This is a genomic window from Flavobacterium sp. 90, assembly GCF_004339525.1.
Classification (GTDB): domain Bacteria; phylum Bacteroidota; class Bacteroidia; order Flavobacteriales; family Flavobacteriaceae; genus Flavobacterium.
Map to the genome: position 1 here is coordinate 1,239,263 of NZ_SMGE01000001.1, position 13,209 is coordinate 1,252,471.

13 protein-coding genes are annotated in these 13,209 nt (G+C 33.5%); 10 read left to right on the forward strand and 3 right to left on the reverse strand.

Annotation, left to right across the window (positions count from 1 at the left end):
- Positions 1-60 precede the first annotated feature (60 nt).
- Both C8C83_RS04925 and C8C83_RS04930 read right to left on the reverse strand, forming a co-directional pair.
- Entirely contained in the window at positions 61-777 is a 717-nt protein-coding gene (locus C8C83_RS04925) for a LytTR family DNA-binding domain-containing protein (RefSeq protein WP_121326687.1), read from the reverse strand.
- Positions 774-1,829: a histidine kinase gene (locus C8C83_RS04930; RefSeq protein ID WP_121326688.1), complete on the reverse strand. Its 1,056-nt coding sequence runs from the start codon at positions 1,827-1,829 to the stop codon at positions 774-776. Before C8C83_RS04930 ends, C8C83_RS04925 begins: the two co-directional genes overlap by 4 nt.
- A gap of 465 nt (positions 1,830-2,294) precedes the next feature.
- Between C8C83_RS04930 and C8C83_RS04935 the strand changes: the two genes are divergently transcribed.
- Entirely contained in the window at positions 2,295-3,026 is a 732-nt protein-coding gene (locus C8C83_RS04935) for a hypothetical protein (protein ID WP_121326689.1), read from the forward strand.
- An 89-nt stretch (positions 3,027-3,115) separates the two neighbouring features.
- Here the strand turns inward: C8C83_RS04935 and rsmG are convergent, their stop codons facing one another.
- The gene (gene rsmG / locus C8C83_RS04940; RefSeq protein ID WP_121326690.1) at positions 3,116-3,745 is read right to left on the reverse strand and encodes a 16S rRNA (guanine(527)-N(7))-methyltransferase RsmG; all 630 of its coding nucleotides are present in this window, start codon (positions 3,743-3,745) and stop codon (positions 3,116-3,118) included.
- A 107-nt stretch (positions 3,746-3,852) separates the two neighbouring features.
- On the opposite strand from rsmG, the gene C8C83_RS04945 reads away from it, so the two are divergent.
- The 9 genes from C8C83_RS04945 to C8C83_RS04985 all read left to right on the forward strand — a co-directional run bounded on the left by C8C83_RS04945 (position 3,853) and on the right by C8C83_RS04985 (position 13,150).
- Entirely contained in the window at positions 3,853-4,947 is a 1,095-nt protein-coding gene (locus C8C83_RS04945) for an acyl-CoA desaturase (RefSeq protein ID WP_121326691.1), read from the forward strand.
- A 71-nt stretch (positions 4,948-5,018) separates the two neighbouring features.
- A complete protein-coding gene (locus C8C83_RS04950) occupies positions 5,019-6,209 on the forward strand; it encodes a pyridoxal phosphate-dependent aminotransferase (RefSeq protein ID WP_099710844.1) in 1,191 nt (396 codons plus the stop codon).
- Positions 6,210-6,616: 407 nt separating this feature from the next.
- Positions 6,617-7,075, forward strand: a complete 459-nt coding sequence (locus C8C83_RS04955) for a PA2169 family four-helix-bundle protein (protein WP_121329954.1) — start codon at positions 6,617-6,619, stop codon at positions 7,073-7,075.
- Between the two features lie 135 nt (positions 7,076-7,210).
- Positions 7,211-7,789: a hypothetical protein gene (locus tag C8C83_RS04960; RefSeq protein WP_121326692.1), complete on the forward strand. Its 579-nt coding sequence runs from the start codon at positions 7,211-7,213 to the stop codon at positions 7,787-7,789.
- A gap of 126 nt (positions 7,790-7,915) precedes the next feature.
- A complete protein-coding gene (locus C8C83_RS04965; protein WP_121326693.1) occupies positions 7,916-8,461 on the forward strand; it encodes a dihydrofolate reductase family protein in 546 nt (181 codons plus the stop codon).
- Between the two features lie 141 nt (positions 8,462-8,602).
- Positions 8,603-10,474, forward strand: coding sequence for a U32 family peptidase (locus C8C83_RS04970; protein WP_121326694.1), 1,872 nt, complete (start codon positions 8,603-8,605; stop codon positions 10,472-10,474).
- A 605-nt stretch (positions 10,475-11,079) separates the two neighbouring features.
- On the forward strand, positions 11,080-12,255 hold the full coding sequence (gene purT, locus C8C83_RS04975; protein WP_255416714.1) for a formate-dependent phosphoribosylglycinamide formyltransferase: 1,176 nt from the start codon (positions 11,080-11,082) through the stop codon (positions 12,253-12,255).
- A 2-nt stretch (positions 12,256-12,257) separates the two neighbouring features.
- A complete protein-coding gene (locus C8C83_RS04980; protein ID WP_121326696.1) occupies positions 12,258-12,575 on the forward strand; it encodes a DUF6370 family protein in 318 nt (105 codons plus the stop codon).
- Positions 12,575-13,150, forward strand: a complete 576-nt coding sequence (locus C8C83_RS04985) for a Crp/Fnr family transcriptional regulator (protein WP_121326697.1) — start codon at positions 12,575-12,577, stop codon at positions 13,148-13,150. The genes C8C83_RS04980 and C8C83_RS04985 overlap by 1 nt, the downstream gene beginning before the upstream one ends.
- Positions 13,151-13,209: the final 59 nt, after the last annotated feature.

Genomic DNA, 13,209 nt, shown 5'->3' on the forward strand with positions numbered 1-13,209 from the left:
GCCTTTTCACAACTTAAAAGATTAGCTGTAAACATTAAATAAAGACTAAAAAATTATTGATTAAATTCCGTTACTATTTTTGAATTTGACTGCTTGCCGGTTTGATACTTCCAGTAATTCTCCGGTTTTTAGTTTTACTTCAAGCTTGCCGACAATTGTTCTATTTACTTCCTGAATGTATTTGACATTGATAATTTCAGTTCTGTTTATTCTGAAAAAAACATTTTCATCCAATATCTCTTCCCATTGACGAAGAGAACGCCTTTGAAGCGCTTTGTTTCCCTGAAAAAAAAGTCTGGTATAATTCTCTAATGATTCTATCAGATAAATTTCATCTAATGGAATAAAGAATCGTTTTTCTCCATCTTTAATGAAAATTTTTCTGTCACTTACAGCATTACCCAAGGAAGATTTTAGCTTTATAGCATTTCTTACTTTTTCAATTGCTTTTGAGAAACGTTCTTCCCTTATAGGTTTCATTAAATAATCTAAAGCATTTACTTCAAAAGCTTGCACAGCATATTGATTGAAAGCGGTAATAAATAATACTTCGGGCACATTGTCTAAAGATTCTAATAAATCGAAACCGGATTTTTCAGGCATCTGAATGTCTAAGAAAATCAAATCAGGTTTTTGAGATTCAATCAAATCTTTAGCAGAATCGGCATTTTCAGCTTCACCAACAAGAACAAAATCATCGTATATCGCTAATGCTCTTTTGAGTTCTTCTCGTGCCAAACGTTCGTCATCAATTATTACAACTTTTATCTTTTTCATTTTGATGGTAATAAAATTGTTGCCAAAACTGTTTCGTCATTCAAATCTTTAATTTCAAAAGCTGCATTTCCGTTATATTGTAACAACAATCTTTCCTTCAGATTATTTAAACCAATACCGGACGTATTATCTTGAATTTCTAATTTACCCGAATTTTGAACATTAATTTTTATAAAATGATCTTCTTCCTGAATTGTTACGTTTATAAATCCGCCATTTTTTCTTTTTTCGATTCCGTGTTTTATGGCATTTTCAACCAATGATTGAATACTTAAAGGCAGAATTAAATATTTTGACAAATCAATATCAGCTTCAATTTTGATTTGTAAACGTTCTTCAAATCGAATTTTTTCTAATTCCAGATAATCCTTAACCAAATTAATTTCGTCATCTAAGGATATTAATCTTGCAACATTACTATTTAGGGAATTTCTCAACAACTCAGATAAAAGGTCAATCGCACGTCTTGCTGAATTTGGATTTTCCAGCACCAGATATTTTATGTTGTTTAAGGAATTAAAAAAGAAATGCGGATTCAGTTGTGCACTCAGATTATTTAATTGCGCCTCTTTTACTATAAGCGACAAACGCGCATTTTCTTTTACCGTTTCTATTTCAAGTCTTGAATAATGATAAAGATGATATGCCAAAACCCAAATCGACATTAATCTTATTCCAGTCATAAAAATCTGCAATTGTACAGATTTAAAAAATGCTACAAATGAAATTGAATTATTTCCTAAAAAGAACAAACGGATTAGATAAAGTTTAGCAGCAATGAGAAACATATACAATAAAGAAAGAACCAAAATACTAATCGCAATTTTGGGCACTAATCTTTTTAGGTTTAATTTATTCCATCCTTTTCTCAGAGCAAAATTTCTATAAATATGCGTTAATGTAATACCAATTGCAACATCCAGAATTAAATCGGTGATACCAATTTTCCAACTAAAATAACCTTCAAAAAAAGCCGAAAATCCCCAATACAAAGAAGTCATAAACCACCCGATAAGTTGAATTTTCCAATAAGTCGATATATTCCTGATCATTTTCTAAATAAAGTGGTTAGATTCTTTAGTAAAGATATTTCTCTATTACAGATTGAACAAATAAAAGTACATAAGCGTAAAATAATAGGGGTCGAATAAAACTTCTTTTCAAAATTATCTTGATTTAGTGCACTTTTAAAATCATTTGTGACTGGAAAAAATTCTCGTTTTATATTTAAAGACTATAAGAATCGAATAAAACCCAGGATATTCGCTTATTTATGTTTCTTTGAAGCAACCAAAAACCAACTTAAAACACTGTAAAACAACACACTGCTATAATTCAAAAATTACAATTTTATATTTTGTAATACTTTTCTTATTTAATTGATCGTCAATGCATTAAGTTTTCAAAAAATCTTATTATGTTATTTTAAAAACTTTTTGTTCCTCAATATAAAGTGGCATGACGATAAATTTGCCAAACATAAAATTAATTACCCTTTAATAATAAAAATACAGATCATGAGAAATTTAAACAATGTCCCAAAAGTAATTTTAGAATCAAAAAGTATTGGTCATTCAATTGATTTTGCATGGACAAAAAAGAAAATAGATAAGTTTTTAGATCCTCTTAATCAAAATGATGAATTAGAAAATGCCTTAACACATATTAACCATAAAGGTTCTGTAGGATTAACGACCGCATTATTGGAATGGATCTATTGGCGTTTTACAGGTTATACACAATCAACACACGATATCCAAAAACGCATTGAAGCACTTTGGTGTTCAATCAATGACAAAGAACAAACAAATCCTTTATTATTTGATACGGAACTTGATGTTCCGGCAGTAGGTTCTGTTGATGGTGTATTGTGGATCGCTCTAATGAATGTACGAATGGTTGATGTAAGATATAGAAAAGGTTCTTATTTTTTACAAAATGAACTTTTAGGATTAGTATTACTGGCGCGTCATATAACTCCAAAGAAAAGCGTTTTTGACAAATGGCTTAATGATACTATTTCTAATTTAATTCATTTATATCCTTGTCCTTATAATTTCACCAGTTTAGACGAATCTGACGAAGCGATATATAATTCAATAGATGAACCTGCAATCTGTCGCGAGTTTTTCTTTGATTCTCAGTTTAATTATTCTCAAGCCGCCACAACAGAAGCGCTTCATAATTTCATCGAAAACTTAGACCATAAAGCAAATCCATTTTTGCACTTAACAAGAAAAGCATCTTAATTATAATTCATTTTTTTGATATGCAAAACCCGATAATAGTACTTGAATGTAATTATTATCGGGTTATTTTATTTAATATTCGAGAAAAATTAAGCCTGAAACTTCAAAGGTAAATGCACCACTTTTTTAGTTTCAAAAAATTCATCTTCAAAAATGGTAGACAAATCATATAATGTAGCTTTTGGAAAGTCTTTTAATTCTTCAGCCAAATCACCACCTTTTAGATATAAGATTCCGTTTTTCAAAGTATGTTTATGCTGTTTCTTGATTTTATCTTTTATCCACGAAACAAAATCCGGCATGTTGGTTACAGCGCGACTTACAATAAAATCAAAATCCCCTTTTACCAATTCGGCACGTTTTTGTTCGGCTTTTACATTTTTTAATTCTAATGCATCAACAACGCCTTGAACTACTTTTATTTTTTTTGCAATAACATCAATTAAGTAAAAACGGGTTTCCGGAAAAAGAATCGCCAACGGAATACCAGGAAATCCGCCACCGGTTCCAACATCAAGAACAGTTGCTCCCGGTTCAAATTTCATGATTTTTGCGATTCCAAGTGAATGCAAAATATGTTTTGTGTATAATGCATCAATATCTTTCCTTGAAATGACATTGATTTTTTCATTCCAATCGTGATATAAAAAGTCTAATTTTTGAAATTGTTCGATTTGAAGATCGGTCAAATCAGGAAAATATTTCAATATCTCATCCATTGCTCTAAATTTTTAACAAAAGTACTACTTTACAGTTGAAATATTTAACTCAATTTTGCAAATTGAAAATTTATAATAATTACCTTTGAAACCTATTTAAAATAATTATGAATAACACTGCGCCTACATTTGCTAAGCAAGACAATCTGAAGTTCTTCAGAACACTTAACTCACGAGTAAACAATTACTTCAAGGAGAACAACATTCAGAAAACCGGAAACTGGAAGCTGCACCTAAAAGCTGTTATTCTTTTTGCTGTTTTTCTAACACCGTACTTTTTGATCCTAACTCTTGACATGCCTTTTTGGGCACAATTGTTATTAAACATTCTAATGGGAGTTGGAATGGCAGGAATTGGAATGAATGTGATGCATGACGGAAATCATGGATCTTACTCTTCTAAATCATGGATCAACAAAATTATGGGCGGAAGCATTTATGTATTAGCTGGAAATGTACACAACTGGCAAGTACAACACAATGTACTTCATCATACTTATACAAACATTCACGGTCATGACGAAGATCTTGATGCGGGAAGAATTATCCGTTTTACACAAAACGCAGAATGGCACCGTTTTCATAAATTTCAACATTATTATTCTTTTTTCTTATACGGATTATTGACTTTCAATTGGGCTTTAACAACCGATTTTAAGCAAATGAAAAATTACTTAAAAAGAAAATTATCATACGGAGCGCCACAAAGTCCAACTAAATTATGGACAGTTCTTGTAATTACTAAAATTATCTACGTTTTAATATGGATGGCTTTGCCAATGATTTTAGGCGTAACATGGTGGAAAGTCGTTATTGGATTTTTCGTAATGCACTATACTGCAGGATTAATTTTAAGTATCGTTTTTCAATTGGCACACGTAGTTGAAGAAACTTCAAATCCGGTTCCGAATGAAGATGGAGAAATGGAAAACACCTGGGCAATTCACCAATTGTACACAACTGCTAACTTTGCTCCAAAAAACAAAATAATCAACTGGTTTACAGGAGGATTAAACCATCAGATCGAACATCATATTTTCCCGAATATCAGTCATATTCATTACGGAAAAATTGCCGAAATTGTAAAACAAACTGCAATCGAATGCAATTTGCCTTATCATGAATTCAAAACCATGAGAGGAGCCGTTATTGCACATTACAAGCACTTGAAAGATCTTGGAATGAAGCCGGAACTAGCATAAAAACAAAAAATCTATTAATAATTAACCATCCTTAATTAAAGTTGAAATTAAGGACATTCAAAATTTTTATAATGAATCATATTCTTTCAGACAGAATCAACAACTTAGCGACATCACAGACTTTAGCAATGGCAGCTTTAGCTCGCGAATTAAAAGCACAAGGAAAAGATATTATCAGTTTAAGCTTAGGTGAACCTGACTTTAATACACCAGATTTTATCAAAGAAGCTGTTAAAAAAGCAGTCGATGAAAATTACAGCACATATTCTCCAGTAGAAGGTTATTTAGAATTGAGAGAAGCAATTTGCAGAAAATTCAAAAGAGACAATAATTTAGATTACAAACCAACTCAAATTGTAGTTTCTACAGGAGCAAAACAATCTTTATACAACATTGCACAAGTAATGTTAAACGATGGTGACGAAGTTATTTTACCTGCACCTTACTGGGTTTCTTACTTCGAAATTGTAAAACTTTCAGGTGGAGTTCCTGTTGAAGTTCCAACTTCTGTAGATACTGATTTCAAAATTACACCAGAACAATTAGAAGCAGCAATCACACCAAAAACAAAAATGATGTGGTTCAGTTCTCCTTGTAATCCATCAGGATCTGTTTACAGCAGAGAAGAACTAACTGCTCTTGCAAAAGTTTTAGAAAAACACCCAAATATATATGTAGTTGCTGACGAAATTTATGAGCACATCAATTTCTCAGGAACATTCTGCAGCATCGGTTCAATCCCGGGAATGTTAGAAAGAACAATTACTGTAAACGGAGTTGCAAAAGCATTCGCAATGACAGGATACAGAATTGGTTATATTGGAGCTCCGGAATTTATCGCAAAAGCGTGTACAAAAATTCAGGGACAAGTAACTTCAGGAGCAAACTCTGTGGCGCAACGTGCTACAATTACTGCTGTAGATGCTGATCCAAGCGTATTAAACCACATGGTTGAAGCTTTCCACGGTCGTAGAGATTTAGTTGTTGGATTATTAAAAGAAATTCCAGGAGTAAAAATCAACGTTCCGGAAGGAGCATTTTACGTATTCCCAGACGTTTCTTCTTTCTTCGGAAAAACATTAAGAGGAACTGAAATCAAAGATGCAAACGACGTTTCAATGTACCTTTTGGCCGAAGCTAACGTAGCAACTGTAACAGGAGATGCTTTCGGAAATCCAAATTGCATTCGTTTCTCTTACGCAACAAGCAATGACATTTTAAAAGAAGCGTTACGCAGAATCAAAGAAGCTTTGACTGCATAACAACATCAATAATTTTATTAAAACGGCTTAAGGTTCAAAGTTTCATCACTTTATACTTTGAGCTGTTTTTTTTATACGTTTATTTTTGGGGTTTTCGCCGCGGCGAATCGGGCTATCCGTTTCAATCTTTTGCTTTTTAAAGAAAAAAGCAAAAGGATTTCCACTTCTATCCCTAACCCAAACGGAAAACAAGAACTTTTTCTTAAATCAATTGAGATACAAAGTAATTAGTGAAAATTCGTGGCTCGAGCGATAGCGAACAGGCTAAGCAAATTCGTGGCAAAAACAATCTAATACTTTCAAAATTCCCATTCTACAATCTTATAAATCAAGAGTCTAATTCTGTAAAAGAAAAGCTTCTGTTAATTCTCAACTTTGTAATACACATTAATTTAAAAATAAAAGTTATGATACATACAGAAGAAACCACAACAGAAACAGTTAACACATTAGAAGGATTAATTTCTATTTTAGAAGACGGAAAACTTGGATATACAAATGCCGCTGAGCACGTAAATGACTTGTCAATTAAAGCTGATTTTTTAGACTATGCCCGAGAACGTGCTTTATTTATAGTTGAATTACAAGACCAAATAAATAAACTAGGAAAATCAACCGATACTTCCGGCGGAGGTGCATTAGGCGCTCTACATCGCACCTGGATCGATATCAAATCATCATTCACTGGCGGAGATACTGAAGCGATTGTAAATGCGTGTATTACCGGAGAAGAAGCAGCCGTTGAAAAATACAAAATGGCTCTGGATAAAAACGAACTTGAAGGCACTCAAATTGCTATTATTTCGAAACAATTGAATACTATCCAAAGTACATTAGATAAAATTAAAACGAAAAGATTGTCATAATAATTGACACTATTTTTTTTGGAGCGGAAACTACTTGGTTTAATAGCCAAGTAGTTTTTTTGTTTTGTAGGAATTTAAAAATAAATCTTTACTTTCGCCGCAACCAAAAAATAATTCTCAACCAAAAAACGTTCTATGAATTTATCATTACGCAATTCGTTCTTTATTTTAATCTTTACTTTATTTTTTAGCAATCAGGCAAAATCCCAAACAGAAGGTAATGCTATAAAAGCCTCAATAGGGTTTGTATCAAGCACTTCAAATTACATAGAAGAAGATCCGGAAATCATAGATGGTTCTGGTTTTTATGCAGAAGGAGAATATGTAATTGGATTGACAACATGGTTTAGTGTAAGACCATATGCCGGAGTAATTTTAACATCAACGGACGGAGATGCTGTTAAGAACCCAAAAGGTTACCGAGTGGAAACTAAAGCTTTTTTAGTAGGTGGAAAAGTTCGTCTTTGTGCCCCAATACCTTGGGTAGCTCCTTTTATAGAAGCTGGTATTGGTACCTCAATAGGTTCGTTTGTAACCTACACTAAGGACGTTAATAAAAAAGCGAGTGGCGCTCAGGTTCATATTCCTATAAGCGTAGGTCTGGCAGTGGGACGTAAAAATAATATAGAAATTGGAATCTCTTTCTATGGGCATCCGTCTATTGAACAATCTTCCGGAGTATTTGCTGCAGGACTTTCTTTTCCATTAGATTAATAGATCGTTTGTCGTAAAATTTGAAGAAAAGAAAACTACTTGGTTAATAAACTAAGTAGTTTTTTGTTTTATTAAAAACTGAAATAATATATTTTTATATCAAATTCTATAAAAAAAAAGTATCAAATGAAAAAAGTAATTCTAGATTTAGCCGTGACCTTAGATGGTTTTATTGAAGGTCCAAATGGAGAAATTGATTGGTGTATTATGGATGATGAAATGGATTTTGATGGCTTTTTATCAAACATCGACACCATCTTTTATGGCCGCGTAAGTTATGATGCATGGGGTAATTATCAACCGGATGCGAATGCAGATAATTCAGAGAAAATGCTTTGGCAAGGCGTACATTCAAAAAAGAAGTATGTTTTTTCTACTCAGAACAAACAAGATAGCAATGCCACTTTCATAAACTCTGATATAGCAAATACAGTAAAGGAGATTAAGGAACAATCCGGAAAAGATATCTGGTTATATGGCGGTGCAAGTCTAATTAAGACTTTTATTCAATTGAATCTTATAGATACTTATAGAATTTCTGTTCATCCAACAGTTTTAGGAAATGGCAAACCGTTATTTGAAGATTTAAAAGAACGAATCGAATTAAAATTAATTAAAACTAATATTTTCAAATCAGGTGTTGTTCAACTTATCTACGAACCAATTCAATAAATACAAAAAATTCATTTATCATCATTCCATATAAGTTAACTATTTCAAAAAAAGTCACTTCAGCATTAGCAAACTCGAAATATTTATAAGAACTTTGCAAACTTTTTTCCGTGAATACCACAGAAGGTTAAAGTCTTAAAAATGAAGAAGATCGAAATATTAGCTCCGGCTAAAGATTTAATTGGAGGAATGGCAGCCATAAATAGTGGCGCCGATGCAGTTTATATTGGTGCACCACAATTTGGAGCACGTTCAAACGCTAACAACTCTATTGAAGATGTTGCTGCTTTGGTACAATATGCACACTTATTTAATGCTCAGGTTTTTGTCGTTATGAATACCATTTTGTATGACAACGAATTAGAAATTTGCCGTTCAATGATCTGGGAATTATACGACATTGGTGTCGATGCCCTGATTATTCAGGATATGGCGATTATGGAAATGGACTTACCTCCTATCGTACTTCACGCTAGTACACAATCCAATAACCGTGATGCTGATAAAATTAAATTCCTTAAAGATGCCGGAATCAAACGTGTGGTTTTAGCCCGCGAATTGAACTTACATCAAATTAAAACGATTTACGACGAAGCCGATGTTGAATTAGAATTTTTCGTGACCGGCGCATTATGTGTATCCTTTAGCGGAAACTGTTACATGAGTGTAGCAAACGGAGAACGTAGTGCAAATCGTGGTTCTTGTGCTCAAAACTGCCGTTTACCTTATAACTTAATCGATGGAAACGGAGAAACCTTAATCAAAAACAGTCACTTACTTTCGATAAAAGATTTAGACATTTCAGAACAAATCCCAAATTTGATCGAAGCAGGAATCGTTTCTTTTAAAATCGAAGGACGTTTAAAAGATGTTGTTTACGTTAAAAATAACGTTTCTTATTTACGTCAAAAATTAGACAGCTATTTAGAGGGAGATGGACGCGGAAAATACATCAAAGCTTCTTCAGGAACTTGTACTTATACTTTTGACTCCTCTTTAAACAGAACTTTCAACCGTGGTTATACAGATTATTTTGTAAACGAAAGACACAGTTCTATTGGTTCTTGGGAAACTCCAAAATCAAAAGGACAATATATTGGTAAATTAATCAGAACTATTGGAAATGCTTACGAAATCGAAAATGGCGAATTACTAAACAACGGTGACGGACTTTGTTTCATCAACGAAAACAATGAAGCCGACGGAATCTACGTAAACAAAGCTGAAAACGGTAAAATCTATCCAAACGTTTTAAAAGAAGTAAAAGACGGAACTTTCATTTACAGAAATAACGACGCCGCTTTCATCAAAATTGTTGAAAGAGAAGATAGCGCCGTTCGTAAATTAAGCACGACATTATTACTTACTGAAACTGAAACTGGTTTCGAACTTATTGCAACCGATGAAGACGGAAACGTGAGCACCGTTACTTTAGAACACGCAAAAGAGCAAACTAAAACCGGCGAGTCTATCGAAGAAAACATCAAAACGCAATTGGCTAAAACAGGTTTCACACCTTACAAAGCTGATGAAATCAACGTTATGTTTTCTCAAAACTGGTTCCTTCCTATTTCAAAAATCAACGAAATGCGAAGAACCGTTTACGATCAATTGACTGAAATTCGTTTGAAAAATTACAAACGTGAAGAACACCAAATGATAAAAACATCGCATCCGTATCCTGAAACCAAACTGGATTTCATGTACAATGTTTCGAACAAAACGGCTCGTAAATTCTACGAACGCCACGGTGTTACCGAAATCGAAAAAGCATTCGAATTACAATGGGATCCAGGAAAATCTCGCGTAATGACAACCAAATATTGCATCAAATACGAATTAAAAAAATGTCCGATACACCAAAAAGATATTGTAGGCGTTAAAGTAAAAGAACCTTTGGTTTTAAAACAAGGCGAACTTGAATACAAACTAAAATTCAACTGCAAACCCTGCGAAATGGAAATCTGGGAAAAAGATGCCGAATTCGAAATTGAAGAAGATCATTTTCATTAATATTATTTAACTGCAAAGTTTTTTACCGCAAAGAGCGCAAAGGAATACGCAAGGTTCGCAAGATTAATTTTAAAATCTTTGCGAACCTTTTTCTTTTACTTAAAAACAAAAACTTTGCGTATTCTTTTGCGAACTTTGCGGTTAAATTGATTCTGTTATTTCCACAGTCTTGTCATTTCGACGAAGGAGAAATCTTCGCAAGAAGCTCCGCTCCAATATACCAATCTTTGTAGAGTTTCTCGTGGAGATTTCTCCTTCGTCGAAATGACAAACTATATGATTACTTTATCTAAAAATGACATTTCCAATTAATTTAAAATCTTCTCAATCTGCAAAATCTGCGAGAAACCTTATTTTAACTTAAAAACAAAAACTTTGCGAACATTTTGGTTAAACAATTTACAAAACCAATTCAACACAAAGCTTTGTGAACTTTGTGTTTTTTATAAACCCCTTTAAATATAACCTTTGTGTTCTTTGCGGTAAATAAAACTTTGCGGTTAAATATAGATTACAAAGACGCACTGCAGTGCGCCTCTACACTAATACATATAAATAGAACTTTGCGGTTAAAAACATTTTTCTGTACTTTTACTACTCAAACAATACACCCCTCCCAAATGAAAATACTACTCCTCGGTTCAGGCGAATTAGGCAAAGAATTTGTCATTGCCGCACAGCGAATCGGACAAACCATAATTGCTGTTGATAGTTACGAAAATGCCCCTGCAATGCAAGTTGCTCATGGTTTTGAAGTAATCAATATGCTTGACGGTGAAGCTTTAGATAAAATCGTAGCCAAACACAAACCAGATTTTATAGTTCCTGAAATAGAAGCCATTCGTACCGAACGTTTTTACGATTACGAGAAACAAGGAATCACCGTTGTTCCTTCGGCGAAAGCGGCAAACTTTACTATGAATCGTAAAGCAATCCGAGATTTAGCTTCAAAAGAATTAGGATTAAAAACAGCCAAATATCAATACGCCACTTCTGCCGAAGAATTGCAAAAAGCCGTTCAGGAAGTTGGAATTCCGTGTGTCGTAAAACCATTAATGTCTTCATCCGGAAAAGGACAATCTACTATAAAAATCGAAAGCGAGATCGAGAAAGCATGGCAATATGCGGTTGCAGGTTCACGTGGCGATGTAATCGAAGTTATTGTAGAAGCATTTGTTGATTTCAATTCAGAAATTACACTTTTAACGATTACCCAAAATAATAATCCAACCTTGTTTTGTGCTCCAATTGGTCACAGACAAGAACGTGGCGATTATCAGGAAAGCTGGCAACCTGCTTTAGTTTCAGAAAAAGATTTATACGAAGCGCAAGATATGGCTGAAAAAATTACTGAAGCGCTTGGAGGTGCAGGACTTTTTGGTGTTGAATTTTTCTTAACTAATGACGGTGTTTATTTCTCTGAACTTTCTCCTCGTCCACATGATACCGGAATGGTAACTTTGGCAGGAACTCAGAATTTCAACGAATTTGAATTGCATTTACGCGCCATTTTAAGTCTTCCTATTTTCGAAATCACTCTTGAAAAAGCCGGAGCAAGTGCCGTAATTTTAGCTTCAGAAGATTCTAATAATCCAACTTTTACCGGAATCGAAAAAGTAGCTGCTTTACCAAAAACTGATTTCAGAATATTTGGCAAACCAACTTCAAGACCGTATCGCCGAATGGGAGTTGTATTAAGTCACGATTCACTGGCAACTCCAATTGAGGAAATTGTTGAACGTGCCAAAGCAACTTCAAAATTAATAACTGTAAATTCTTAAAAATGAAAAAAGTACTATTTATAGCATTCCTACTTATTGGAATCGCAACTCAGGCCCAAAATAAAAAAACAAACGAAAAACCTCAAATCGTAGAAACCGCTTGTGGCGAATGTCAGTTTGGAATGAAAGGTAAAAGTTGTGATTTAGCCGTTCGCATTGACGGAAAACCTTATTTCGTTGACGGAACAACTATTGACGAACATGGTGACGCTCATGCCGAAGATGGTTTTTGCAATAAAATACGCAAAGCGTCTGTTACCGGAAAAGTAGAAAACGGACGTTTTAAAGCCACTTCATTCACTTTACTTAAAGAAAAATAATGGAGTTAATTCTTGAAAATATTGCCAAACACGTTTCGCTAACTCCCGAAGAACAAGCTCTCTTTTTATCTAAAACCGAAACACATAACTACAAAGCCAAAACTATTTTATTAAGTGCGGGCGAAATTTGTAAACATTCCTATTTTGTAAACTCAGGAATTTTAAGAAGCTTCAACATCAACGATAATATCGTAGAACATGTTCTGTCATTTGCTTGCTCAGGTTGGTGGATGAGCGATATGTACAGTTATTTTTCGCAAAAGCCAGGACAGCTTTTTATAGAAGTTTTAGAAGATGCAGAAGTAATTTCTTTATCTAAAGAAAATCAGGAACAATTGTTTCACGAAATTCCAAAATTAGAACGCTTTTTCAGAATTCTTATCGAAAATTCATTAGTTGCTAATCAGCAACGATTAATGGACAATTTGAGCTTACCCGCAGAAGAACGTTTTGAAAAATTCTCAACCAAATATGGAAACCTGGTTCACAAAGTTCCTCAAAAACAAATCGCTTCTTTCATTGGCGTTACGCCTGAGTTTTTCAGCAAAATGAAAGCCAGACTTTTAAAGAAATAAAAAATATTTTTGCCACAGATTAAAAGGATTAAATGGATTTAAAAAAAATGTTGCCACGA

Bases quoted from the DNA above. Each gene is read 5' to 3' on its own strand.
- rsmG (WP_121326690.1), bottom strand. From the start codon at position 3,745: ATGGATGAGATATTGAAATATTTTCCTGATTTGACCGATCTTCAAATC.
- C8C83_RS04955 (WP_121329954.1), top strand. From the start codon at position 6,617: ATGATACATACAGAAGAAACCACAACAGAAACAGTTAACACATTAGAA.
- C8C83_RS04965 (WP_121326693.1), top strand. From the start codon at position 7,916: ATGAAAAAAGTAATTCTAGATTTAGCCGTGACCTTAGATGGTTTTATT.
- C8C83_RS04950 (WP_099710844.1), top strand. From the start codon at position 5,019: ATGAATCATATTCTTTCAGACAGAATCAACAACTTAGCGACATCACAG.
- C8C83_RS04970 (WP_121326694.1), top strand. From the start codon at position 8,603: ATGAAGAAGATCGAAATATTAGCTCCGGCTAAAGATTTAATTGGAGGA.
- C8C83_RS04925 (WP_121326687.1), bottom strand. From the start codon at position 777: ATGAAAAAGATAAAAGTTGTAATAATTGATGACGAACGTTTGGCACGA.
- C8C83_RS04985 (WP_121326697.1), top strand. From the start codon at position 12,575: ATGGAGTTAATTCTTGAAAATATTGCCAAACACGTTTCGCTAACTCCC.
- C8C83_RS04945 (WP_121326691.1), top strand. From the start codon at position 3,853: ATGAATAACACTGCGCCTACATTTGCTAAGCAAGACAATCTGAAGTTC.
- C8C83_RS04960 (WP_121326692.1), top strand. From the start codon at position 7,211: ATGAATTTATCATTACGCAATTCGTTCTTTATTTTAATCTTTACTTTA.
- C8C83_RS04935 (WP_121326689.1), top strand. From the start codon at position 2,295: ATGAGAAATTTAAACAATGTCCCAAAAGTAATTTTAGAATCAAAAAGT.
- C8C83_RS04930 (WP_121326688.1), bottom strand. From the start codon at position 1,829: ATGATCAGGAATATATCGACTTATTGGAAAATTCAACTTATCGGGTGG.
- C8C83_RS04980 (WP_121326696.1), top strand. From the start codon at position 12,258: ATGAAAAAAGTACTATTTATAGCATTCCTACTTATTGGAATCGCAACT.